Origin of the sequence: Kaistia defluvii (genome assembly GCF_040548815.1) — a bacterium.
Taxonomy (GTDB): domain Bacteria; phylum Pseudomonadota; class Alphaproteobacteria; order Rhizobiales; family Kaistiaceae; genus Kaistia; species Kaistia defluvii_A.
Genome location: NZ_JBEPSM010000002.1, coordinates 130969 through 154424, shown reverse-complemented (window position 1 = coordinate 154424; position 23456 = coordinate 130969). Strand labels below are relative to the sequence as shown.

Here is a 23456-nt window from a genome sequence, read left to right as displayed (position 1 = left end):
CCCCCGCTTGCGGGAGAGGGTTGGGGTGAGGGTCTCACGCAGCGACCTCCGCCGCCTCGGGCTCACCGATCTTCGCGATGTCGAACGGCACCGTCTGGTAGATCTCGTTGATCCAGTTGCCGTAGAGGATATGCGCATTGCCGCGCCAGCTGTTGACCGGCGGCCGGGTCGTGTCGTTCTTCTGGAAGTAATCGACCGGCAGGGCGACATCGATCTTGGCGTTGATATCGCGGAAATACTCGTCGCCCAGCGAGTGCGTGTCATATTCGAGATGGTTGAACATGTGCAGCGCGCGGTGGCGCGTGTCGTCGAGCAGGCAGAGGCCCGTCTCCTCGCTCTCGGCCAGCACGACCACGCCGCTATCGGCCGGGATCTCGCTCTTGCGCACTTCCGACCAGCGCGACACCGGCACGGCGAACTCGTCGGCGAGACCGCGCAGATAGGGCGATGTCGCGGCGGGGCCGGGGATCTGGTGGCGGAAGATGCCGAACGCCTTGCCCGGCAGGTCGTATTTCTGCATGCCGTGGAAATGGTGCACGGCCGCCTGCGCCGCCCAGCAGATGTTGAGCGAGCGGTGCACATGCGTCTGCGTCCAGTCGAAGATGCGGCGCAGCTCGTCCCAATAGGTCACGTCCTCGAACGGCATGCGCTCGACCGGCGCGCCGGTGACGATGAAGCCGTCGAAGCGCTCATGCTTCACCTCCTCCCAAGGGCGGTAGAAGGAGAGCATGTGCTCGGCCGGCGTGTTGCGCGGCGCGTGGTCGGTGATCTGCACCAGCGACAGCTCGATCTGCAGCGGCGTCGCGCCGAGGAGGCGGGCGATCTGCGTCTCGGTCGAGATCTTGTTGGGCATCAGGTTGAGCAGGCCGATCCGCAGCGGACGGATATCCTGGCGTACCGCATCCGCCGCGCGCATGACCATGACGCCTTCGGCCTCAAGCTTGCGGCGGGCTGGCAGGTCGTCGGGGATCTTGATCGGCATCGGGCATCGTCCTGTACTGGAAGAGCCGACGCTGTGTGACTGGGTCCGTATTCTTGCCGGATCGGCCACATCCTCCCTTGCAGGAGTGCCACCTTGCCCGGATAGGCAGGTTGGCGTCGGGCGTCGGCCCAACTCTTGATGTATGCGCCTGATTTAGCCGAGCCAAGGCCACTTGGCAATAGAATCTGGGGGGCCCATCGGCGGCGGCGCGGTGGGACAAGAGGCTTGCGATGGAAAGCGGCGTGAAGTTCGGCTTCGCCCGCACACTCGCGGTCATCCTCGCGAAAGCGAGGATCCATACAGCAGCGGCTTATCCCGACAACCAGAATCCTTCGCCACGAACGCTCCACAACCCGGACGCATGGATCCTCGCTTTCGCGAGGATGACGGCGGAGGGAGGCGAGACGTCTCGAGCGAAAGCTGCTCAGGAGAAGTGTCTGGCAAGACCGCCGGACGCCTCCCCTGAAGCGAAAGGCCCCTTACTTCGCCAGCCACTCGGCCAGCCGGCGGGTGGCTTCGCGGATCTGGTCGAGGTTGCGCAGGTAGCAGAGGCGCATGAAGCCGGCGCCGCCCGCGCCGAACGCGTCGCCCGGCGCGAGGCCGACATTCGCCTCGTCGACCAGCCGCAGCGCCAGCTTGCGCGTGTCGGGCTCGCCGTCGACGGAGAAGAAGGCATAGAACGCGCCGGCCGGACGCACGAGACGGATGCGCCCCGTCTTTTCCAGCCCGGAACAGACGATCTCGCGCGCTTCCACGGCACGCTGGCGCTGGAAGTCGATGAAGGCGTCGCCCTGCTCCAGCGCCGCGACCGCGCCGCGCTGCAGGAACTTTGGCGTGCCCGAGCTCGAATATTGCACCAGGTTCTCGATTACCTGGCCGAAGGCCGGCGGCGCCGACAGCCAGCCGACGCGCCAGCCGGTCATCGCCCAGTTCTTCGACATGGTGTTGACGTAGAGGATGCGATCGTCCGGCTCGGCGATATCGTAGAAGGAGGGCGAACGCTCGCCCTCGTAGAAGAAGCGCGTATAGACCTCGTCGGAGATGATCCAGAGGCCCCTGGCGCGGGCAAAGTCGAGAATGGCCTGAAGCTCGTCGCGCGTCGCCGTCCAGCCGGTCGGGTTGCAGGGCGAATTCAGGAACAGCGCCTTGGTGCGCGGCGTCACCGCCTCGAAATAGCGGTCCAGGTCGAGCGTCCAGCCGGCATTGCCATAGGTGAGCGGCACCTCGACCACCTTGGCGGCTCCGACTTCCGCGGCGGCGGCGAAATTCGGCCAGGCCGGGGTCGGCACGACCACCTCGTCGCCATGGCCGGCCACCATGCGCAGAGCGATCTGGATCGCCGGCATGCCGCCCGAGGTGACGAAGAAGCGCTCGGGGTCGAACGGCCGGCCATAGAGGCGCGCGTGATAGCCCGCCAGCGCCTGCCGGAGCTCGGGAATGCCACGCTGGTGGGTGTAGAAGGTCTCGCCCGCCGTCAGCCCCGCCTGGGCCGCCTCGCTGATGAAGCCCGGCGTCGGCAGGTCGCCCTCGCCGACCCAGAGCGGGATCAGCCCCTGGCGGTCTCGGCCATAATTGAAGACCTCGACGATGCCGCTTTCGGGAGCCTGGCTCGCTTCGGGGCGCAGCGTATTCAATGCGGGATGGACGGGCACGCACGTTTCCAATGTCTGCAGGCGCCAAATCCACGGGCGGGCGACGCCATTGGGGATGATGTAGCGGATTTTAACGGCCAACCAAGACAAAACGGCGGCCAGGAAGCCGCCGTTTCACTGCGCGCTGGCGTGGCAGCAAGGCCGGCCGGATTACTTCTTGGCGAGCAGGTCGCGGATCTCGCGCAGCAGGGCCACGTCTTCCGGCGTCGCGACCGGGGCTGCCGCGGCGGCGGCCTTCTCGCGCTTCATGCGGTTCATCCCCTTGACGATCAGGAACAGGATCCAGGCGACAATGATGAAATTGATCAGCAGCGTCAGGAAGTTGCCGTAGGCGATTGTCGCGCCGGCCTTGCGCGCGGCGTCGAGCGTCGGCTGCGGGTCGCCGGCCAACTGGATATACTTGTTGGTGAAGTCGATGCCGCCCGTGATCACGCCGACGATCGGCATGATGATGTCATTGACGATCGAATTGACCAGGCCGCTGAAGGCGGCGCCGATGATGATACCGATGGCCAGGTCGACCACGTTGCCCTTGAGGGCAAACTCTCGGAATTCCTTCAGCATTCAATGTTCCCTTTTCGCCCGGCTCGATGCGAACCTGTCTTCACAACCCACGCGACTATAGCGCAGCGGATTCGCAGGCGAAACGTGCCGGCAGCAACTGTCGCGCGGTGTTGCCAGGCTGCACTGCGCGGCGGCGAACGCGCGCGATGCGGCGCAGCGCGCAATTGACGCCCTGCCTCCCTTGGCGTTATGAGCCACGGATCATTTTCGAAAAGAGCGCCGATGTATCGAACCGTCACGCGATCGATCCAGGTGACCGTGCGGCCCAGCTTCGTCGAGGACGATTCCTCGCCGGGCGAGAACCGCTACGTCTGGGCCTACACGATCGAGATCGTCAATCTCGGGCTTGAGAACGTCCAGCTGCGTTCGCGCTTCTGGCGGATCACCGATGGCAAGGGCCGCACGGAAGAAGTGCGCGGCGTCGGCGTCGTCGGCAAGGAGCCGTCGCTGAAGCCCGGCGAGAGCTTTGAATATACCAGCGGCTGCCCGCTCTCGACGCCGTCGGGCATCATGGCCGGCACCTACCAGATGCAGACCGAGAGCGGCGAGATGTTCTCCGTCGAGATCCCGGCCTTCTCCCTCGACGTCCCCAACGCGCCCCGAGTGTTGCATTAGGATCTGGGCCGGCACGCGCTTTCTCGAATGCGCTGCTGCTCACCTCTCCCCGCGGACACCTTCGCACAACACGATCCTCGACATGCTGAGGAAGCCCGCAGGGCCGTCTCGAAGCACGCAGGGCGTGGCAGTATGAAGATTTGCCCTTAGGCAGTGCGTCCTTCGAGACGGCTTGCTCGCGCAAGCCTCCTCAGGATGTTGGGATCGAGATTGGCGCAACCGCTTTCCAGGTTCCGCGAGAGTCACCTCAGGGAGAGGTGAATGGCACCCCACCTCCGCCGTCATCCTCGCGCAGGCGAGGACCCATGCAGCAGGGTTTTGGGGCGTCGGCGGTCTAGCCAGTCCTTGGCCAATCCCAAGCTATCGGCTCGAATGGATCCTCGCCTGCGCGAGGATGACGCCGAGTGTGGCAGTAGCCGCGGGCTCGTCGCCCCGGCGAAGGCCGGGGCCCATACGCTCAGTCTTGAGAATGGGGCGCAGCCCTAAGGCCAAGCGCCGGTGTGTCCGGATCCCGGCCTTCGCCGGGATGACGCCGAGCGGGTGGAAGTCGCCGGCGCCTTTCCGGAGCTAAGCGAGCAGAGGACTCGTCGCCGGGCATCCCCTTGCCCGATCCCAACCCCTGTCCCGTCATCCCCATCTCCGCCGTCATCCTCGCGAATGCGAGGACCCATCCAGCAGTGTTTTGGGGCGTCGACGGCTCAGGCGGTTCGGGCAGTCCTTGGCCACTCCCAAAGCATCGGCTGAATGGATCCTCGCCTGCGCGAGGATGACGCCGAGCGTGGCAGTAGCCGCGGGCTCGTCGCCCCGGCGAAGGCCGGGGCCCATACGCTCAGCCTGGAAAATAGGGCGCAGCCCTAAGGCGAGGCGCCGGTGTGTCTGGATCCCGGCCTTCGCCGGGATGACGCCGAGCGCGTGGAAGTCGCCGGCGCCTTTTCCCGCGCGGATCCCGCCGGTGACTCGCCTCAGGGGACATTCTCCTGCCCCTTCCAAGCCTCAGGCCCGTCATCCCCACCTCCGCCGTCATCCTCGCGCAGGCGAGGATCCATGCAGCAAGGTTTTGGGGCGTCGGCGGTCTAGCCAGTCCTTGGCCACTCCCAAGGCATCGGCTGAATGGATCCTCGCCTGCGCGAGGATGACGCCGAGTGTGACAGTAGCCGCGGGATCGTCGCCCCGGCGAAGGCCGGGGCCCATACGCTCAGCCTTGAGAATGGGGCGCAGCTCTAAGGCCAGGCGCCGGTGTGTCTGGATCCCGGCCTTCGCCGGGACGACGCCGAGCGGGTGGAAGTCGCCGGCGCCTTTTCCGGCGCGGATCCCGCCGGTGACTCGCCTCAAGGGACTCTCCTGCCCCTCCCGAGCTTCCGCAACATCATCCCCACCTCCGCCGTCATCCTCGCGTAGGCGAGGATCCATGCAGCAAGGTTTTGGGGCGTCGGCGGTCTAGCCAGTCCTTGGCCACTCCCAAGCCATCGGATGGATGGATCCTCGCCTGCGCGAGGATGACGCCGAGCGTGGCAGTAGCCGCGGACTCGTCGCTGGGCATTCCCCTGCCCGATCCCAACCCCTGTCCCGTCATCCCCATCTCCGCCGTCATCCTCGCGAATGCGAGGACCCATCCAGCAGGGTTTTCGGGCGTCGACGGTCCAGCCAGTCCTTGGAAACTCCCAAGCCATCGGCTGGATGGATCCTCGCATTCGCGAGGATGACGCCGAGTGTGGCAGTAGCCGCGGGCTGGTCGCCCCGGCGAAGGCCGGCGCCCATACGCTCAGCCTTGAGAATTGGGGCGTGGCCCTAAGGCCAGGCGCCGATGCGTCTGGATCCCGGCCTTCGCCGGGATGACGCCGAGTGGGTGGCTGCCGCCTTCCCTCAACGGGAGAAGGCCGGGCGCGGCGCTTGCCTACCCCCGCCCTCAACGTCGCAAAGACACCTCAGCCAAGGAATTCCTGCGGATCAAAACTGTATTTTTGGCCGCAGAACTCGCAGGTCACGGAGATCTCGCCGTCCTCGATGCTCGCCGTGATTTCCTCGGCCGAGAAGCTGCCGAGCACGCCCTGGATGCGGTCGCGCGAGCAGGAGCACTGCTCGCGGACAGCCATCGAGTCATAGACGCGCACGCCGCGCTCGTGGAACAGGCGATAGAGCAGCCGTTCGGCCGGGACGTCGGGATCGATCAGCTCGTGATCCTCGACGGTGGAGACCAGCGAGGTCGCCTCCGCCCAGGCATCCTCTTCCTCAGCGTGGTGCTCCATGCCTTCCGGCGCGTCGCCACCCGGCAGGTCGCGCTGGACGCCAATCGAGGCTTCCGGCAGGTACTGCACCAGCAGGCCGCCGGCGCGCCAGCTATGCGCGGCGCCGCCATCCTCGCGCGTCATCATCTCGGCCACCGCCAGGCGGACGAGGGTCGGGATCTGTTCCGACTGCGAGAAGTAGAGATGCGCCACTTCCTCGAGGCTGACGCCATCGAGCTGGACGATGCCCTGGTAGCGGCTGGTGAACTCGCCTTGGTCGATGGTCATCGCCAGAATGCCCTTGCCGAGCAGAAGCTCGGGCTTGGACAGACCGTCAACATCCATCTCGGCCACCCGCTCCTTGTTGAAGCGGGCATAGGCGCGGATATCGCCCGAAGTGCGATAATCGACGACCAGCATGTCGACCGGGCCGTCCGTCTGCGTCTGCAGCAGGAACTGGCCCTCGAACTTCAGCGACGAGCCGAGCAGCACGGCGAGCACGACGGCTTCGCCCAGCAGCTTCGACACCGGCAGCGGATAATCGTGGCGCGCCAGGAGGGCCGACAGCGCCGGCCCCATCTGGATCGCGCGACCGCGCACGTCGAGACCGTTGACCTCGAAAGGCAGCACGGCGTCATCACCCGCCGGATCGATCGATCCGGGGCCGAACGGGATTTCTTCCATCAAAGTGCCTCCGGGCCGCCCAGGCACCAGGCAAGGATGCCCTTCTGTGCGTGCAGCCGGTTTTCGGCCTCGTCGAAGACGACCGATTGCGGTCCGTCCATGACTTCGGCCGTCACCTCCTCGCCGCGATGGGCGGGCAGGCAATGCATGAACAGCGCATCCTTCTTGGCGCGCGACATCAGGCGGGCGTTCACCTGGTAGGGCTTCAGCAGGTTGTGCCGGCGCTCCGCCTCGCTGTCGCCCATCGACACCCAGGTGTCGGTGACGATGCAGTCGGAATCGGCCGCCGCATCGTCCGCGTCCTCGCCAGCGATCACCTCGCCGCCATTGGTGCGCGCCCAGTCGAGCAGCTTGTGCGACGGCGCAAGCTCCTCCGGCGTCGCGATCTTCAGGCGGAAGTTGAAGCGCGCGGCGGCGTGGACCCACGACGCCATGACATTGTTGCTGTCGCCCAACCACGACACCGTCTTGCCGGTGATCGGGCCGCGATGCTCCTCATAGGTGAGGATATCGGCCATGATCTGGCAGGGATGCGAGCGGCGCGTCAGCCCGTTGATCACGGGGACGGTGGCGTTGGCCGCCAGTTCCTTCAGCGAGTCATGGTCAAGAATGCGGATCATGATGCCGTCGACATAGCGCGACATGACGCGCGCCGTGTCGGCGATGGTCTCGCCGCGGCCAAGTTGCATCTCAGCGCCGGTCAGCATCAGCGTCTGGCCGCCGAGTTCGCGCATGCCGACGTCGAAGGAGACGCGCGTGCGGGTCGAGGGCTGCTCGAACACCAGCGCCAGCACCTTGCCGGCCAGCGGGCCGACACCGTCGCGCGCGCCATTGCGCACCGACTTGATGCGCTTGGCGCCTTCCATGATCTGTCTAAGGGTGGCGGAATCGAAATCCGTCAGGTCGAGAAAATGCCGAACCATAGGTCTGTCCTGTCCGCTCAGGCGGATTGCCGTGCCGCTTGCGCAGCCTCGGCTTCGATTGCGGAAAAGGCGGCATCGAGCTTGTCGATCGCCGCGTCGACTTCTGCCTTGCCGATGTTGAGCGGCGGCAGCAATCGCAGGACATTGTCGCCCGCGCCGGCGGCCAGCATCTTCTGCTCGCGCAGCGCCGCCACCACTTCGGGCACCGGCTTCAGCGCGTGCAGGCCGATCAGCAGGCCCTCGCCGCGAATGTCGTCGATGACGCCGGGATGGCTGTCCATCAGCCCGCCAAGGCGCTGGGTCAGATAGCGCGCGGTCTCGCGCACATGCTCGAGGAAGCCATCGCCGAGCACGACGTCGAGCACGGCATTGCCGACCGCCATCGCCAGCGGATTGCCGCCGAAGGTGGTGCCATGCGTGCCGGGGGTCATGCCCTTGGCCGCCTCGTTGGTGGCGAGGCATGCGCCGAGCGGGAAGCCGCCGCCAATGCCCTTGGCCGCCGTCAGGATGTCCGGCGCGATGCCGGTCCATTCATAGGCGAACAGCTTGCCGGTGCGGCCGATGCCGGTCTGGACTTCGTCCATGATCAGCAGCATTCCCTCGGCGTCGCAAAGCGCGCGGAGCTCGCGCAGGAAGGCGTTCGGGAAGGCGCGCACGCCGCCCTCGCCCTGGATCGGCTCGATCATGATGGCGGCGGTCGCCGGCGTCACCGCGGCCTTGATCGCCGCCATGTCGCCGAACGGCACCTGGTCGAAGCCGTCCGCCTTCGGGCCGAAGCCGTCGAGATATTTCTGCTGCCCGCCGGCGGCGAGCGTCGCCAGGGTCCGGCCGTGGAACGCGCCCTCGATGGTGAGGATGCGGTACCGGTCGGGCTGGCCGTTGACGTAATGATAGCGCCGCGCCGTCTTGATGGCGGCCTCGTTGGCCTCGGCGCCCGAATTGGCGAAGAAGACCCGGTCGGCGAAGGTATTGGCGACCAGCGTGTCGGCAAGCTTCTCCTGGCCCGGGATCCGGAACAGGTTCGAGGTGTGCCAGAGCTTGCCGGCCTGTTCGGTCAGCGCCTGCACCAGGATCGGATTGGCATGGCCAAGCGTGTTCACCGCGATGCCGGCGGAGAAATCGAGATAAGCGTCGCCCTCTCGCGTAAAGACCCAGGCCCCCTCGCCTCGCTCGAACTCGAGCGGCGCACGCGAAAAGGTGTCATAGAGGCTGGACGAGGTCTTTTTAACGCTGGTATCGGGGGCGCTCATATCCCCTCCTTCGGATGAAACCACGGAAATGGGTGCTTAAAAATCAAAGGTGCCGCCCGAGGCCAACGCGCCGGGCAGCACCTTTATGCGTTGCCCTTATATCACGGTCGTGACGATTTGTGTCAATGAAAACGCCGCTCGCGCGCGGTCATGACGGCTAAGCGATTGACGAGACTCATGGATCCGAAATCCGTCGCAAGTTGGGGAAAACAGCCCGATCGGCCGCTACCCATCCCTCCGACTCTTGTCACCGAGTCACGCCATATAGTATCTTAATTTTCGTTAAGACACGAAATATCGAGCAGGTACCTCCCCCTGACCCTTGTATGGCGTCCGCAGTCGTCCGGCATCCCGGCTGAACGACCGCGACAGGATTCCGGGTATCGCTCCGACCGACAAGGACACGCTATGACTTGGACGGACGAACGGGTTGAGTTGCTGAAAAAACTCTGGACCGACGGCTTGAGCGCAAGCCAGATCGCTTCGGAACTCGGCGGCGTAACGCGCAATGCGGTCATCGGCAAGGTACACCGGCTGAGCCTTTCCGGCCGTGCCAAGCCGGCAACGGCGCCGGTCGCTCGCGCCCGCAAGCCCGCGGCTGCCACCAACGGACGCTCGGTCACGACAGGGCGCCCCAATCCCGTCAGGCCACTCGTCGCCGGCAACACGGCCCTGAAGCCGATGAGCCAGATCGCACCCGAGCCGCGGCGCGTGCCCCGGGCAGTTGGTTCGGACGACGTCGTCGTTCCGATCAGCCTGCACGCGACGATCCTCACCCTGACCGAGCAGACCTGCAAGTGGCCGATCGGCGATCCGAGCACCGAGGATTTCCACTTCTGCGGCCAGCGCTCGAATTCCGGCATTCCCTATTGCGAATATCATTCGCGGGTTGCCTATCAGCCCGTGCATGATCGTCGCCAGAAGAAGGCTGTCGGCGCCTGATTGCGCCGCGCCGCGGCTGACGGCCTCCTCCCACCGTCGGACTGCGATGCAAGTCTGGCCGTGTCGCCTCCCCCGGGGCGCACGGCCTTTTTTTCTGCCCTGGCTCGTTGCATGCAAAAAGCCGCGTGGAGGGCCACGCGGCTTTTTGGTTGGGCTGAATTTTCGGAAGACTGCCCCGCCCCTCCCATCAGGAAGCGGCCACGGGATCCCCTCACGCCATCGCGAACTGGTCGTCGAAGGAGTAGCCGGAGCCGCGCACCGTGCGGATCGGGTCCTTGACGCGGCCGCGATTGACCGCCTTGCGCAGCCGACCGATATGCACGTCGACCGTGCGCTCGTCGACATAGACGTCGCGGCCCCAGACGCCGTCGAGCAGCTGCTCGCGGGAAAACACGCGGCCCGGGCTCTTCATCAGATATTCGAGCAGGCGGAACTCGGTCGGGCCGAGATGCAGCTCGCGGCCGGAGCGGCGGACGCGGTGCGTCTCGCGGTCGAGCTCGATGTCGCCGGCGCGCAGCAGCGAGGCGATCACCTCCGGCTTCGAGCGGCGCAGGATGGCGCGCACGCGGGCCATCAGTTCCGGCACGGAGAACGGCTTGACGACATAGTCGTCGGCGCCGGTGGCGAGGCCCCGGATGCGTTCCTGTTCCTCGCCGCGCGCCGTCAGCATGATCACCGGCAGGGTGCGGGTCGCGTCGCGTGCCCGCAGGCGGCGGCACAGCTCGATGCCGGAAATGCCCGGCAGCATCCAGTCGAGCAGCAGCAGGTCGGGTACGGTTTCGAGCAGGCGCATCTCGGCGTCGTCGCCGCGCGGCACCACCTCGACGGCATAGCCCTCGGCTTCGAGGTTGTAGCGGAGGAGGAGGCTCAGCGCCTCCTCATCCTCAACGATCATAACGCGTGGCGTCATTCACGGATATCCCAGTAAACCTGACGCAGGGGTCAGTTCTTCTCATACGCGACGGCGGTCGTGCTGGATTCATCCTGCTTGGGACGATCCTCGGCCAGGACCTGGCCGGTGACGACATAATAGACCGTCTCGGCGATGTTGGTCGCATGGTCGCCGATGCGCTCGATGTTCTTGGCGCAGAACAGGAGATGCGTGCAGAAGGTGATGTTGCGCGGATCTTCCATCATGTAGGTCAGCAGCTCGCGGAAGAGCGACGTGTACATGGCGTCGATTTCTTCGTCACGCTTCCAGACCTGGTAGGCCTGGTCGACGTCGCGGGTCGCGTAGGAATCCAGCACGTCCTTGAGCTGCGCCAGCGACAGCTGCGCCATGTGCTCGACGCCGGTGTTGAAGCGCTTGGACTGGATGTGGCCGTCCAGCGCAATGACGCGCTTGGCGATGTTCTTGGCTAGGTCGCCGATGCGCTCGAGATCGCTGGCGATGCGCTGCGCGGCGATGACTTCGCGCAGGTCCATCGCCATGGGCTGGCGCCGGGCGATGATCATGATGGCGCGCTCTTCGCATTCGCGCTGCAGCACGTCGAGCTTCTTGTCGTCCGCGATGACGGTGCGGGCGGTCGCGGCATCGACGCGCATCAGCGCGCCGACCGCGACGTCGACGAGACGCTCGGCCATGCCGCCCATCTCGGCGATGCGGCGGGCGACGTCGTTCAGTTCTTCGTCGTACTTGGAAACGATGTGTTCGGACATGTCGTGCTCCTACCCGTGGCCCGGCTTAGCCGAAGCGACCGGTGATGTAGTCCTGCGTGCGCTTGTCGCTCGGGGCGGTGAAGATCTTCGTGGTCTCGTCGAACTCGATCAGCTCGCCGAGATACATGAAGGCCGTGTAGTCCGAGACGCGGGCGGCCTGCTGCATGTTGTGGGTGACGATGGCGATCGTGTAATCGGTCGTCAGCTCGTCGATCAGTTCCTCGATCTTGGCGGTCGAGATCGGATCGAGCGCCGAGCAGGGCTCGTCGAACAGCACGACTTCCGGCCGCACCGCGATGGTGCGGGCGATGCAGAGGCGCTGCTGCTGGCCGCCGGAGAGGCTGAGACCGCTGGTGTGCAGCTTGTCCTTGACCTCGTTCCAGAGCGCGCCGCGCGTCAGCGCCGCCTCGACCCGGCCGTCCATCTCGGAGCGCGAGATGTTTTCATACAGGCGGATGCCGAAGGCGATGTTGTCGTAGATCGACATCGGGAACGGCGTCGGCTTCTGGAACACCATGCCGACGCGGGCGCGCAGCATGTTGCGGTCCTGGTCGGGGTCGAGCACGTTCTTGCCGTCGAAGATCACCTCGCCCTCGGCCCGCTGGCGCGGATAGAGGTCGTACATCCGGTTCAGCACGCGCAGCAGGGTCGACTTGCCGCAACCCGACGGGCCGATGAAAGCGGTGACCTTCTTCTCGAACAGCGGCAGGTTGATGGTCTTCAGCGCGAGGTTGTCGCCGTAGAAGAACTTCAGATTGCGGATCGAGATCTTCTCGGCCATGCCGGCCGTGTTCATCGCGGACTGGGTCATTTTTGAGCCTTGGGGCTGAGGAAGGCGCGAGCGACGATGTTGAGCGCCAGCACGGTAAAGGTGATGAGCAGGGCACCGGTCCAGGCCAGCTTCTGCCAATCCGGATAGGGCGACAGGGCGAACTGGAAGATCGTCACCGGCAGCGACGACATCGGCGCGTTCAGGTTGGTGCTCCAGAACTGGTTGTTCAGCGCGGTGAAGAGCAGCGGGGCGGTTTCGCCGCTGACGCGGGCGATCGCCAGCAGCACGCCGGTGACGATGCCCGACATCGCGGCCTTGTAGGCGACGTGGCGGATCATGATCGAGCGCGGCAGGCCGAGAGAGGCGGCAGCCTCGCGAAGCTGGTTCGGCACCAGGTTGAGCATGTCCTCCGTCGTGCGGACGACGACCGGGATGACCAGGATGGCGAGCGCCGCCATGCCGGCGAAGGCCGAGAAGTGCCCCATCCGGACGACGACCACCTCATAGACGAACAGGCCGATGACGATCGACGGCGCCGCCAGCAGGATGTCGTTGATGAAGCGCACGACCATCGTCAGCTTGTTGTTGCGGCCGTATTCCGACATGTAGGTGCCGGCCAGGATGCCGATCGGCGTGCCGATGATCACGCCGCCGAAGGTCATGACCAGGCTGCCCATGATGGCGTTCAGAAGGCCACCGGCCGAGCCCGGCGGCGGCGTCATTTCGGTGAAGACCGCCAGCGAGAGACCGCTGAAGCCCTGATAGAGCAGCGCGCCGAGGATCAGCACCAGCCAGGCCAGGCCGAAGATGGTGGCGCCGACGGAGAGCGTCAGCAGGATCTTGTTGCCGCGACGGCGGCGACGGTAGATCGCCTGGGCGGCGGGCGTCGAGGCGGCGGAAAGGCCGCCGGAGCCGATTGTGCCGAGATTGCTTGCCATGATCGGGCGCCTCAATTGCCGGCTTTGACGTTCATGCGCATCAGCAGCAGACGCGCCGCGGCGAGAACGATGAAGGTGATGACGAAGAGGATCAGGCCGAGCGCGATCAGCGACGAGGTGTAGAGATCGCCGACGGCTTCCGTGAATTCGTTGGCGATCGAGGCCGAGATGGTCGTGCCCGGCGACAGGATCGAGGCGGAGATCTTGTGGGCGTTGCCGATCACGAAGGTGACGGCCATGGTTTCGCCGAGCGCGCGGCCAAGGCCCAGCATGACGCCGCCGATGACGCCGACGCGGGTATAGGGCAGCACCACCTTGGTCACGACTTCCGAGGTCGTGCAGCCGAGGCCGTAGGTCGCTTCCTTCAGAACCGGCGGCACCGTGTCGAACACGTCGCGGGTGATCGAGGTGATGAAGGGCAGCACCATGATGGCCAGGATGAAGCCGGCGGTCAGGATGCCGATGCCGTAGGGCGGGCCGGCGAAGAGATTGTTCAGCACCGGGATGGGCGCGAAGATGTCGATCAGGAAGGGCTGGATCGTCGTCTGGAAGAACGGGGCGAAAACAAACAGGCCCCAGATGCCGTAGATGATCGAGGGAATGCCGGCGAGCAGTTCGATGGCGACGCCGATCGGACGCTTCAGCCAGGGCGGGCAGAGCTCGGTCAGGAAGATGGCGATGCCGATGCCGACGGGAACGGCGATCAGGAGCGCGATAAAGGAGGTGATGACCGTACCGTAGATGGGCGCCAGCGCGCCGAACTTCTCGGTGACGGGATTCCAGGACTGGCTCGTGATGAAGCCGAAGCCGAAGGTCGAGAGCGCCGGGATCGAGCCGTGCACCAGCGAGATGATGACGCCGCCCAGCAGCACCAGAACCATCAGCGCGGCGCTCAGGGTCAACGCCCGGAAGGTGGCATCCCCGGCCTTGAACCGTCTCATGCGTTTCAGCTTGGCACTATCCATGCCGGCGCTGATCGCGCCTGTCATCGCAGCATCGACCATGTTGTTTTCCCGGTTCCGCATTGGGAGCCAATATTGTGAAGGAAGAAAGAGGGGCAGTGCGCCCCTCTTTCCGTCTGATCGAGCCTAGTTTGCAGCGAAGACCGGCTTGCCGTCGGCGCCAAGGATTTCCTTGGCCCAGGTCGCCTTGATGTTGGCGACGACCGAGTCGGGCAGCGGGATGTAGTGCAGCTCTTCCGCGGCTGCGTCGCCCTTGTCGTAGGCCCAGCTGAAGAACTTCAGGGCCTCGGCGACGTCGGCGGCGTTGTCCGGCTTGGCGTGCACCAGGATGAAGGTCGCGGCGGTGATCGGCCAGGAGGTCGCGCCGGGCTCGTTCGTCAGGATGACGTAGTAGCCGGGAGCATTGGCCCAATCGACGTTGGCGGCGGCGGCGGCGAAGTTGGCCGCTTCCGGAGCCACGATCTGGCCGTCCTTGTTGACGAGCTTGGTGTAGGACATGCCGTTCTGGGCAGCGAAGGCATACTCGACGTAGCCGATCGAACCCTGGGTCTGGCCGACATTGGCGGCGACGCCCTCATTGCCCTTGGCGCCGAGGCCGACCGGCCATTCGACGGCCGAAGCGGCGCCGACTTCGTCAGCCCAGGCCTTGGAGGACTGCGACAGGTAGGTCGTGAACACGAAGCTGGTGCCCGAACCGTCCGAGCGGCGCACGACGGCGATCGCCATGTCCGGCAGGTTGACGTTGGCGTTGAGCTTCTTGATCGCCTCGTCGTTCCACTTGGTGATCTTGCCCTGGAAGATGTCGGCCAGCGTCTGGCCGTCGAGGGTCACTTCACCGGGCTTCAGGCCGGGGACGTTGATGATCGGAACCACGCCGCCGATGACGGTCGGGAACTGGACCAGGCCGGCCTTGGCCAGCTCTTCCGGCTTCAGCGGCGCATCGGACGCGCCGAAGGTCACCGTCTTGGCCTTGATCTGCTTGATACCGCCGCCGGAACCGATCGACTGGTAGTTCATGCCGACGCCGGTTTCCTTCTTATAGGTGTCCGCCCACTTGGCGTAGACCGGATAAGGGAAGGTCGCGCCGGCGCCGGAAATGTCCGCTGCCTGGGCCGAACCGAAGCCGATGGTGGCGGCGAAAAGGCCGGCCGCGAGTGCGAATTTCTTGAATGTCACCTGACGTCTCCCTGACGGGGTTCCGGAACTTGCGAGTTGCTTGCCCCGACGACTTGCGACCGGGACGCGAGCGGACCCTAGTCACCACAGGTAATGGTTCTATGACGGTATCATCACTCTTTTATGACAGTCTAAATATAGGAAACATCACGGCTTTTTCCTTCAGCGGGCAATGAAGCCCCGGAGAAGGCAACGTTGAATGCGACAGTGAAGCTCGACCCCTCGCCTGGGCGGCTCTCGATCAGCAGGCGGGCGCGATGGCGATTGAGGATGTGCTTGACGATGGCGAGGCCGAGGCCGGTGCCGCGCTGGGCGTGACTCGCCTGGATGTCGGCGCGGTAGAATCGCTCAGTCAGGCGCGGCAGGTGCTCGGCCGGGATGCCGGCGCCGAAATCGCGCACCGTGACCACCGGCCCGCCGCGTCCGCCGGGCGGCGGCGTCGCCGTCACCTGCACGCGCTGGCCGAGCTTTCCATATTTGCAGCCATTCTCGATCAGGTTCTGGAAGACCTGCACCAGCTCGTCGCGGTCGCCCGGCACCACCAGCGGCGTCTCCGGCAGCTCCGTCTCGATGGTGACGCCGAGATCGCGCGCCAGCGGCTCCAGCGCATCGACCACGCCGCGGATGACGCCGGTCAGGTCGACTGGCGCCTCGGGGCGCATATGCGCCTTCATCTCGATGCGCGACAGCGACAGGAGATCGTCGATCAGCCGGCTCATGCGCGTCGCCTGGTCGTGCATGATGCCGAGGAAGCGCTGGCGCGCCACCGCGTCGTCCTTGGCCGGGCCCTGCATCGTCTCGATGAAGCCGGAGAGCGAGGCGAGCGGCGTGCGCAGTTCGTGGCTGGCGTTGGCGACGAAATCGACGCGGATCTTCTCGCTCACCCGCTGCTCCGTCAGGTCGGAGAAGATCAGGATGATGAAGCCGGAGCGGTCGCTGGCGCCGCCGGCCGGCTCCAGCGCCGAGAACCAGGCCAGGTACCAGCGCTCGGTCGCGCCGCGCTCGAGAAACTGCACCTTCTCCGCCGCGCCGCCGGCGGCGACGCGGTCGAAGGCGCCGACGAAATCGGGATTGCGCAGCCGGAAGGTCAGGGGATCGCCCGGCCGTATCGGGAAGGTCGCCTCGGCGCGGCTGTTGGCATAGCGCACGACGCCGCGCCGATCGAGGATGACGCAGGGATCGGGCAGCGCGTCGGCCATGCGCTTGATGCCGGTCTCGGGCCAGATCGACGGCGGCGGGCGGCTGCTGAGGCGGACCGGCAATTCGTCCGGCCCACGCAGGAAGAGCGCGAAGAAGCCGATCGTCGCAGCCAACACCAGGCCGGCGGCGACCGCGCTGGCCTGGTCGATCAGCACGAGGAAAAGAAGCAGCGCCGCCATCGTCAGGAAAAACGGCCGCGCCTCGACCAGCCGGGCCATCGCCCCGCGCTTCGCGGCCTCCTGCGCCTCGTCCTCGACGATCCGGTCCCTGTCGCTCATTCCGTTTCCGCTTCCCAAGATGGCGCTCCCCAAGCGGGAGATCCGCCATGACTATGCCGGCTCATCATCGCATGTCGTACAGGACAAGCAGATGACAGCATGGCAGTGTCGTCCTCCAAACGGCTCCTATGTAAGAGATCGGGATCGACATGGCGAATTCAGACAAGAAGAAGTCCAAATCCGACAATCTGAAAGCGGAAGCGGGCAAGTCCGACGAGCCGAAGACCGGCAAGGACGCCGGCAAGAGCGACGAAGGCAAGAACGGCAACGGCAAAAACGGCGACGCCAAGAAGAACGGCAAGAATGGCGACAAGGGCAAGCCCGAAGAGGGCAAGGCCGCCGCGCCGCTGCCCAAGCAGCTGGAGCCCAGCGTCGACTCCCCGCCGATCGAAACCAAGCTCGGCAGCTTCGACCTCGACGATCCCGTCCTGCCGGCCTGGGTCGAGGAGGCAGCGTTCCGATCGGGCGGCTATCCCTACGACAAGTCGATGAAATCCGACAAATACGAGGAGGAACTGACGGCGCTGCAGATCGAGCTGGTCAAACTGCAGCATCACGTCATCGAAAAGGGCCTCAAGGTGGTGATGCTGTTCGAGGGCCGCGACGCCGCCGGCAAGGGCGGCGCCATCTTCGCGCTGCGCCAGTATCTCAATCCGCGCAACGCACGCGACGTCGCCCTGCCGAAGCCCTCCGATACCGAGCGCGGCCAGTGGTATTTCCAGCGCTATATCGAGCAATTGCCGACCGCCGGCGAGATCGTCACCTTCGACCGCTCCTGGTACAACCGCGCCGGCGTCGAGACGGTGATGGGCTTTTGCACGCCGGACGAGCGCAAGGTGTTCCTCAGCCAGGCGCCGCTGCTGGAGGCCGGGCTGATCGATGCCGGCACGATCCTGTTCAAGTTCTGGCTCGATATCGGCCAGGAGATGCAGCTGAAGCGCTTCCACGAGCGCCGGCATAACCCGCTGAAGATCTGGAAGCTGTCGCCGATGGACTATGCGGCGCTCGGCAAATGGAAGGACTATTCCAAGGCCCGCGACTCGATGCTGGAATCGACCCACACCGACAAGTCGCCCTGGATCATCGCGCTCGCCAACGACAAGCGCCGCGCCCGCCTCAACATCATCCGCTACGTGCTGAGCAAGATCGACTATCCCGGCCGCGACAAGAACGTGGTGCGCGAGCCGGATCCGCTGATCCTCGGAGCCGGTCCGCGCTTCCTGAAGAAGGGTTGAAACACGCGGCTCCTTCGGGATTCAGCCCCTGAAGGAGCCGCGCGCTTGCCGAAGTTTCGCCTTCAGGCGGTGCTATCAACCGTTCGTTCACCCTTTTCCGGTCATTCCCGAGCGTTATGAGCCAACTCCAAACGGTCCTGCGCCGCTCCGTCGCGCACCTCGCCCCATCGGACCACGACGGTCGGGAGCGCATGTTCACCAGCGCGCGCGAAGCGATGATCCGGCTTCTGTGGTCCTACGACCCGCCGCTGACGCCGAGCGAGATCGACAGCAAGATCGACGAGTTCGACGGCGTCGTCGCGTCGATCCTCAGCGAACACCGGAACGCGGACGGCGATGCGCCCGAGGACGACGAGGCCGAGGACGAACCGTCCAGCCTGGTCACGCCCGAGCCGGGCGTGCTGGCCAAGCCGGAAGCCCTGCCCTTTTCGACCGCGCTGGCGCTGCCGCCGCGCGAACCCGCGCGCAAGCTGGCGCGCTTCGAGCCGCTGTCGCAGATCGGCTCGCCGACGCCCGCCCGCAGCGACGGCGAGAACAGCGCGAGCACCGCGCAGCGCGCCGATGCCGCCCTGTTCGCCGCCCTTGCCGCGCTCGACGGCACGGTTTCCGACAAGCCGGCCGGCCGGCGAGACAGCGCCATTCTCTCCAAGTCGACCCAGGCAGCCCCCGCGGCCGCGCCCGGCGCGACGCAGGGCTGGCGCCCGGAAGAAGAGTCCGACTCCGCCGATGAGGAAGCGTCGCGCCCCTGGGACGAGCCTGCCGAGGACGAGCCCGCCGAGGACGCCGAGGACGCCGAGGACGATCGGCCGTCCGAAGAGGAGCAGACGGAAGAACTTTTCGAGGAAGAGTCCGCGGACGACGCGGATTCCGACGAGGCCGAGCTTCTGGACGAGGAAGAGACCCGCGACGACGAGCCCGACGAGGAAGAACCGGCGGACGACGATTCCGGCCGGGAATCGGCCGAGGACATCCTGCGCCGCCACCGCGAGCGCTTCGACGTTCGCGCCGCCTCCCGCGCCCAGCCGCTCCCGGCTTTGGAAGACGAGGTCGAAGAGGACCGCGACGAAGACGCCTTCGACGCGGATGCGCAGGACGAAGACCCGCTCGACGAAGACGAGCCCCGCCGCGGCCTTGGTGACAGGCTACGCGATTTCGCCGGCGCGGTCAGCGGCCGGATGATCGGCATCATTGCCGGCGTCATCCTGCTGCTCGTCGCGGGCCTCGGCGGCGCCGCCTTCCTGCTGTCGCGCAGCCCGGCACCGAGCGCGACCGCCACGCAGACCGAGCCTTCCACCCCCGACCCGGCGCAGCCCGCGCCGCCGACCGATATTGCCGGCGTCATCGCCGCCGCCCCCCCGGAAGAGGCCCCCACCCCCGCCACGCCTGCGACCCCGGCGCCGGTGGCGGAGATCCCGGCCGGCGCGCTGGCGCTCGAGACGCTCAACCTGTTCGATGGCCGCGATCCGAGCGTGTTCCAGTCGCTGCCGGACAATCCGGTCCGCTTCGAGGGCGACACGCAGGGCGGCTTCGCGCGCGTCTCCTCCTCGATCCATTCGACGGGATCACGGATCACGGTCGGGCGCGGCGTCTATGAACGCCTGGCCGGCCGCACCATCCGCATCGTCGTCGTGGCGCGCGCCGCCGCAACCAGCCCGACCCACTCGCTCCGCTTCGCCTATCAGAACGGCCGCAGTCTCAGTCCCTGGAAGGACGGCGAACTGGGCAAGGACTACGCCCCGCTCTCGGCGACCTGGACGGTGCCGAAAGAACGCGGCGGACCCGAGACGGACGCGGTTCTGATCGAACCCGGCATCCCCGGCGATGGCACGGCCGCCGACATCAAGTCGGTGCGGATAGAAGTCCTGAAATAGGAAGCCCCTCGTTCCGCTGGATCCTCCTTCGAGGCTTCGCTGCGCGAAGCACCTCAGGATGATGGCGGAGATTGTTCAAATGTCGGTGAGGCGAACTCCACACGACGATCCGACCTCGCCGTCATCCCGGCGAAGGCCGGGATCCAGACACTCCGTCTTGCACCAGACAATTCGCCAGGGTTTGCGCGGCCGGTGTTCATGGGCCCCGGCCTTCGCCGGGGCGACGGACTTTCCTGCCCCCGCCATTTGCGTGGGAATCTTCTAGGCGGCTCCCTCACCTCTCCCTGAGGGAGCGGTGAGAGTTTGTGGCCTCGCCCGATGGTTCCCTACGCCCTCACCCGTCGTCCTGTGGCCGTCGACCTCTCCCAACGGGAGGGCCGGTCGAGCGCGAATTTTCGCGCTATGTCCGACGGCAAAAACCCTCCCCAACCCTCGACCATCATCCTGAGGTGCCCGGCGAAGCCGGGCCTCGAAGGAGGGTCCAGGGAGCGCCCATGATCATGACCGCCAAGCGGCCTTCGTTCCGCTGGATCCTCCTTCGAGGCTTCGCTGCGCGAAGCACCTCAGGATGATGGCCGAGAGTGTCCAACGGACGGTGGGAAGCGGCTCCCTCACCTCTCCCGGTGAGCGGGGGGAATCAACCCCCGGCTGTCCTACCCCGCCGAATAGCCCTTCGCCACCAGATAGGCGACGATCTCATCGGCGAGCTGTTCGCTGTCGCCCGAGGTCGTGTCGAGGTGAATGTCGGCGGCGAGCGGGGCTTCATACGGGCTGTCGATACCCGTAAAATTCTTGATCAGCCCTTCGCGCGCCTTCTTGTAGAGGCCCTTCACGTCGCGCGCCTCGGCGACCGCCAGCGGCGTATCGACGAAGATCTCGATGAACTCGCCCTCTTCCACCAGGTCGCGCGCCAGCTGGCGCTCCGAACGGAAGGGCGAGATGAACGAGACCAGCACGATCAACCCGGCGTCGACGAACAGTTTCGCCGACTCGGCGACGCGGCGGATGTTTTCGACCCGGTCGGCGTCGGTGAAGCCGAGATCGCGGTTCAGGCCATGGCGGACATTGTCGCCATCCAGCAGGTAGGTGTGCCGCCCCATCAGGTGCAGCTTCTTCTCCACCAGATTGGCGATGGTCGACTTGCCCGCGCCCGAAAGGCCGGTGAACCAGAGAATGCCTGGCTTCTGGCCCTTGGCGGCACTGCGCGCCGCCTTGTCGATGTCAAGCGCCTGGCGATGGATGTTGGTGGCCCGACGCAGGCCGAAGCGGATCATGCCGGCGGCGACCGTCTGGTTGGTGAAGCGGTCGATCAGGATGAAGGCGCCGGTGGCGCGATTGTCCTCGTAAGCGTCGAAGGCAATCGGCTCGGCCAGCGAGAGATTGGCGAAGCCGATGTCGTTCAGCGCCAGCGTCTTGGCGGCGAGCGGCTTCAGCGTGTCCGCCTCGACCCGGTGCTTCAGCTCCGTCACCGCCGCGCCGACCGTGCGCGTGCCGATCTTCATCAGATAGGGCCGGCCGGGCAGCATCGGCTCCTCGGCCATCCAGATCAGATGGGCGGCAAGCTGGTCGGACACCTCCGGCCGCGCCTCGGCCGCCACGAGAACGTCGCCGCGCGAAACATCGATCTCGCGGTCGAGCGTCAGCGTCACGGCCTCGTCGGTGCCGGCGACGGCGAGGTCGCCATCATGCGTGACGATGCGCTCGATTTTCGCGACCTGGCCCGAGCGCGCCACGACCAGTTCGTCGCCCGGACGCACCGTGCCACTGGCGATCGTGCCGGCATAGCCGCGGAAGGTCAGGTCCGGCCGGTTGACCCATTGGACGGGAAAACGGAACGGCCGGTCGATGCCGGGTTCCAGCTCGACATTTTCCAGATGCTCGATCAGCGTCGGGCCGCGATACCAGTCGGTGTTCGGGCTGAGCGCGCTGACATTGTCGCCATGGCGGGCTGACAGCGGGATCGCGACGCGGCTGCCGAAGCCATAATGGGCGGCATCCGCGTCGAAGGCGGCGACGATGGCGTCATAGACGCCGCGATCGAAGCCGACGAGATCGATCTTGTTGATCGCCAACACGACATGGCGGATGCCGAGCAGCGAGGCGATGGTGGCGTGGCGGCGCGTCTGGGTCAGGATCCCCTTTCGCGCGTCGATGAGCAGCACCGCGAGATCGGCGGTCGAGGCGCCGGTCGCCATGTTGCGGGTATATTGCTCGTGGCCCGGCGTATCGGCGACGATGAACTTGCGCTTGTCGGTGGCGAAGAAACGATAGGCGACGTCGATCGTGATGCCCTGCTCGCGCTCGGCCTCGAGGCCGTCGACCAGCAGCGCCAGATCCATGTCGTCGCCGACGGTGCCGAACTTCTTCGAATCCTTTTCGAGCGTGACCAGCTGGTCCTCGAACAGCTTCTTGGTGTCGAACAGCAGCCGGCCGATCAGGGTCGACTTGCCGTCGTCGACGCTGCCGCAGGTCAGGAAGCGCAAAATGCCCTTGTCGTCCGACGCGGCGAGGAAGCTGGCGCCGTCATCGGGAGCGACGGCATGGGCGGAAAAGATCTCGGCCATTAGAAATATCCCTCGCGCTTCTTCTTCTCCATCGAACCGGATTCGTCATGGTCGATCAGCCGACCCTGACGCTCGGACGTGGTGGCGAGGAACATTTCGCGGACGATTTCGGGCAGGGTGTCGGCGTCGGATTCGACCGCCGCCGTCAGCGGATAGCAGCCGAGCGTGCGGAAGCGGACGCGGCGGTTCTGCGGCACCTCGCCGGGCAGGAGCCGCATCCGGCTGTCATCCGCCATGATCAGCTGGCCGTTGCGCTCGACCACCGGCCGCTCGGCCGAGAGGTAGAGCGGCACGATCGGGATCTCCTCGGCGAGGATGTATTGCCAGATGTCGAGCTCGGTCCAGTTCGACAGCGGGAAGACGCGGATCGTCTCGCCGGGCTGGATGCGGGTGTTGTAGAGCGACCAGAGCTCGGGCCGCTGGTTCTTCGGGTCCCAGCCGTGATTGGCCGAGCGGAAGGAGAAGATGCGCTCCTTGGCGCGGCTCTTCTCCTCGTCGCGGCGGGCGCCGCCAAAGGCCGCGTCATAGCCGCCGGCGTCGAGCGCCTGCTTCAGCGCCTCGGTCTTCATCACCTGGGTATAGTTGGACGAGCCGTGATCGAACGGATTGATCCCGGCCGCCTTGCCCTGCTGGTTGGTATGGACGCGAAGCTCCAGCCCCAGCCGCTTCACCGTCTCGTCGCGAAACGCGATCATCTCGCGGAACTTCCATGTCGTATCGACATGCAGCAACGCGAAGGGCGGCTTGGCCGGATAGAAGGCCTTCATCGCCAGATGCAGCATGACCGACGAATCCTTGCCGATCGAATAGAGCATCACGGGATTTTCGAAATTCGCCACGACCTCGCGCATGATGAAGATCGCCTCGGCTTCGAGGCGGCGAAGATGCGACGGGGCATGCGGCGATGGGGGGCGTGGCGACATCGGGGAACTCCGGACTGGAGCCGAAACCTAGTCTGCCGGGG

19 protein-coding genes and 1 riboswitch are annotated in these 23456 nt (G+C 65.9%); of the genes, 4 read left to right on the top strand and 15 right to left on the bottom strand.

The features are described 5' to 3' along the window. Positions 1-34: 34 nt before the first annotated feature. The 3 genes from ABIE08_RS13715 to mscL form a co-directional block, all read right to left on the bottom strand. Positions 35-982 (bottom strand): homoserine O-succinyltransferase, encoded by a 948-nt coding sequence (locus tag ABIE08_RS13715; RefSeq protein WP_354551854.1) that lies wholly within the window; start codon positions 980-982, stop codon positions 35-37. 39 nt (positions 983-1021) lie between these two features. Then, positions 1022-1129: riboswitch (SAM-I-IV-variant riboswitch) on the bottom strand. 332 nt (positions 1130-1461) lie between these two features. After that, positions 1462-2634, bottom strand: coding sequence for a pyridoxal phosphate-dependent aminotransferase (locus tag ABIE08_RS13710; protein ID WP_354551853.1), 1173 nt, complete (start codon positions 2632-2634; stop codon positions 1462-1464). 150 nt (positions 2635-2784) lie between these two features. Further along, a complete protein-coding gene (mscL, locus tag ABIE08_RS13705; protein WP_354551851.1) occupies positions 2785-3198 on the bottom strand; it encodes a large conductance mechanosensitive channel protein MscL in 414 nt (137 codons plus the stop codon). Between the two features lie 222 nt (positions 3199-3420). On the opposite strand from mscL, the gene apaG reads away from it, so the two are divergent. Further along, complete coding sequence (gene apaG / locus ABIE08_RS13700) at positions 3421-3813, top strand: Co2+/Mg2+ efflux protein ApaG (protein ID WP_266330728.1); 393 nt, start codon at positions 3421-3423, stop codon at positions 3811-3813. Positions 3814-5738: 1925 nt separating this feature from the next. Here apaG and ABIE08_RS13695 read toward each other — a convergent pair. The 3 genes from ABIE08_RS13695 to ABIE08_RS13685 all read right to left on the bottom strand — a co-directional run bounded on the left by ABIE08_RS13695 (position 5739) and on the right by ABIE08_RS13685 (position 8895). Continuing rightward, complete coding sequence (locus ABIE08_RS13695) at positions 5739-6722, bottom strand: Hsp33 family molecular chaperone (RefSeq protein ID WP_354551850.1); 984 nt, start codon at positions 6720-6722, stop codon at positions 5739-5741. Next, positions 6722-7588 (bottom strand): ornithine carbamoyltransferase, encoded by an 867-nt coding sequence (argF, locus tag ABIE08_RS13690; RefSeq protein WP_396309409.1) that lies wholly within the window; start codon positions 7586-7588, stop codon positions 6722-6724. Before argF ends, ABIE08_RS13695 begins: the two co-directional genes overlap by 1 nt. 74 nt (positions 7589-7662) lie before the next feature. Then, positions 7663-8895 carry an aspartate aminotransferase family protein gene (locus tag ABIE08_RS13685; protein ID WP_354551847.1) on the bottom strand — a complete coding sequence of 411 codons (1233 nt, stop codon included), beginning with the start codon at positions 8893-8895 and terminating at the stop codon, positions 7663-7665. 408 nt (positions 8896-9303) lie between these two features. On the opposite strand from ABIE08_RS13685, the gene ABIE08_RS13680 reads away from it, so the two are divergent. Continuing rightward, positions 9304-9837: a GcrA family cell cycle regulator gene (locus ABIE08_RS13680; RefSeq protein WP_354551846.1), complete on the top strand. Its 534-nt coding sequence runs from the start codon at positions 9304-9306 to the stop codon at positions 9835-9837. 211 nt (positions 9838-10048) lie between these two features. Here ABIE08_RS13680 and phoB read toward each other — a convergent pair whose 3' ends face one another. From phoB to ABIE08_RS13645, 7 genes are all read right to left on the bottom strand, one after another. Further along, entirely contained in the window at positions 10049-10747 is a 699-nt protein-coding gene (gene phoB, locus ABIE08_RS13675; protein WP_266330722.1) for a phosphate regulon transcriptional regulator PhoB, read from the bottom strand. A 32-nt stretch (positions 10748-10779) separates the two neighbouring features. After that, positions 10780-11496: a phosphate signaling complex protein PhoU gene (gene phoU, locus ABIE08_RS13670; protein ID WP_354551845.1), complete on the bottom strand. Its 717-nt coding sequence runs from the start codon at positions 11494-11496 to the stop codon at positions 10780-10782. Positions 11497-11521: 25 nt separating this feature from the next. Further along, positions 11522-12307, bottom strand: coding sequence for a phosphate ABC transporter ATP-binding protein PstB (gene pstB, locus ABIE08_RS13665; RefSeq protein WP_354551843.1), 786 nt, complete (start codon positions 12305-12307; stop codon positions 11522-11524). After that, positions 12304-13206 (bottom strand): phosphate ABC transporter permease PstA, encoded by a 903-nt coding sequence (gene pstA, locus ABIE08_RS13660; protein ID WP_266330719.1) that lies wholly within the window; start codon positions 13204-13206, stop codon positions 12304-12306. The genes pstB and pstA overlap by 4 nt, the downstream gene beginning before the upstream one ends. Positions 13207-13217: 11 nt before the next feature. Beyond that, positions 13218-14210, bottom strand: a complete 993-nt coding sequence (gene pstC, locus ABIE08_RS13655; RefSeq protein ID WP_436409552.1) for a phosphate ABC transporter permease subunit PstC — start codon at positions 14208-14210, stop codon at positions 13218-13220. 84 nt (positions 14211-14294) lie between these two features. Then, a complete protein-coding gene (gene pstS / locus ABIE08_RS13650; RefSeq protein ID WP_354551842.1) occupies positions 14295-15344 on the bottom strand; it encodes a phosphate ABC transporter substrate-binding protein PstS in 1050 nt (349 codons plus the stop codon). Between the two features lie 131 nt (positions 15345-15475). Beyond that, complete coding sequence (locus ABIE08_RS13645) at positions 15476-16822, bottom strand: ATP-binding protein (RefSeq protein ID WP_354551841.1); 1347 nt, start codon at positions 16820-16822, stop codon at positions 15476-15478. A gap of 347 nt (positions 16823-17169) precedes the next feature. Between ABIE08_RS13645 and ppk2 the strand changes: the two genes are divergently transcribed. Both ppk2 and ABIE08_RS13635 read left to right on the top strand, forming a co-directional pair. Further along, positions 17170-18057 (top strand): polyphosphate kinase 2, encoded by an 888-nt coding sequence (ppk2, locus tag ABIE08_RS13640; RefSeq protein WP_396309408.1) that lies wholly within the window; start codon positions 17170-17172, stop codon positions 18055-18057. A 116-nt stretch (positions 18058-18173) separates the two neighbouring features. Then, entirely contained in the window at positions 18174-19928 is a 1755-nt protein-coding gene (locus ABIE08_RS13635) for a hypothetical protein (RefSeq protein WP_354551838.1), read from the top strand. A 653-nt stretch (positions 19929-20581) separates the two neighbouring features. On the opposite strand, the gene cysN is transcribed toward ABIE08_RS13635, so the two are convergent. After that, positions 20582-22492 (bottom strand): sulfate adenylyltransferase subunit CysN, encoded by a 1911-nt coding sequence (gene cysN / locus ABIE08_RS13630; protein WP_354551837.1) that lies wholly within the window; start codon positions 22490-22492, stop codon positions 20582-20584. Then, a complete protein-coding gene (cysD, locus tag ABIE08_RS13625) occupies positions 22492-23415 on the bottom strand; it encodes a sulfate adenylyltransferase subunit CysD (RefSeq protein ID WP_266330713.1) in 924 nt (307 codons plus the stop codon). The genes cysN and cysD overlap by 1 nt, the downstream gene beginning before the upstream one ends. Between the last annotated feature and the right edge of the window lie 41 nt (positions 23416-23456).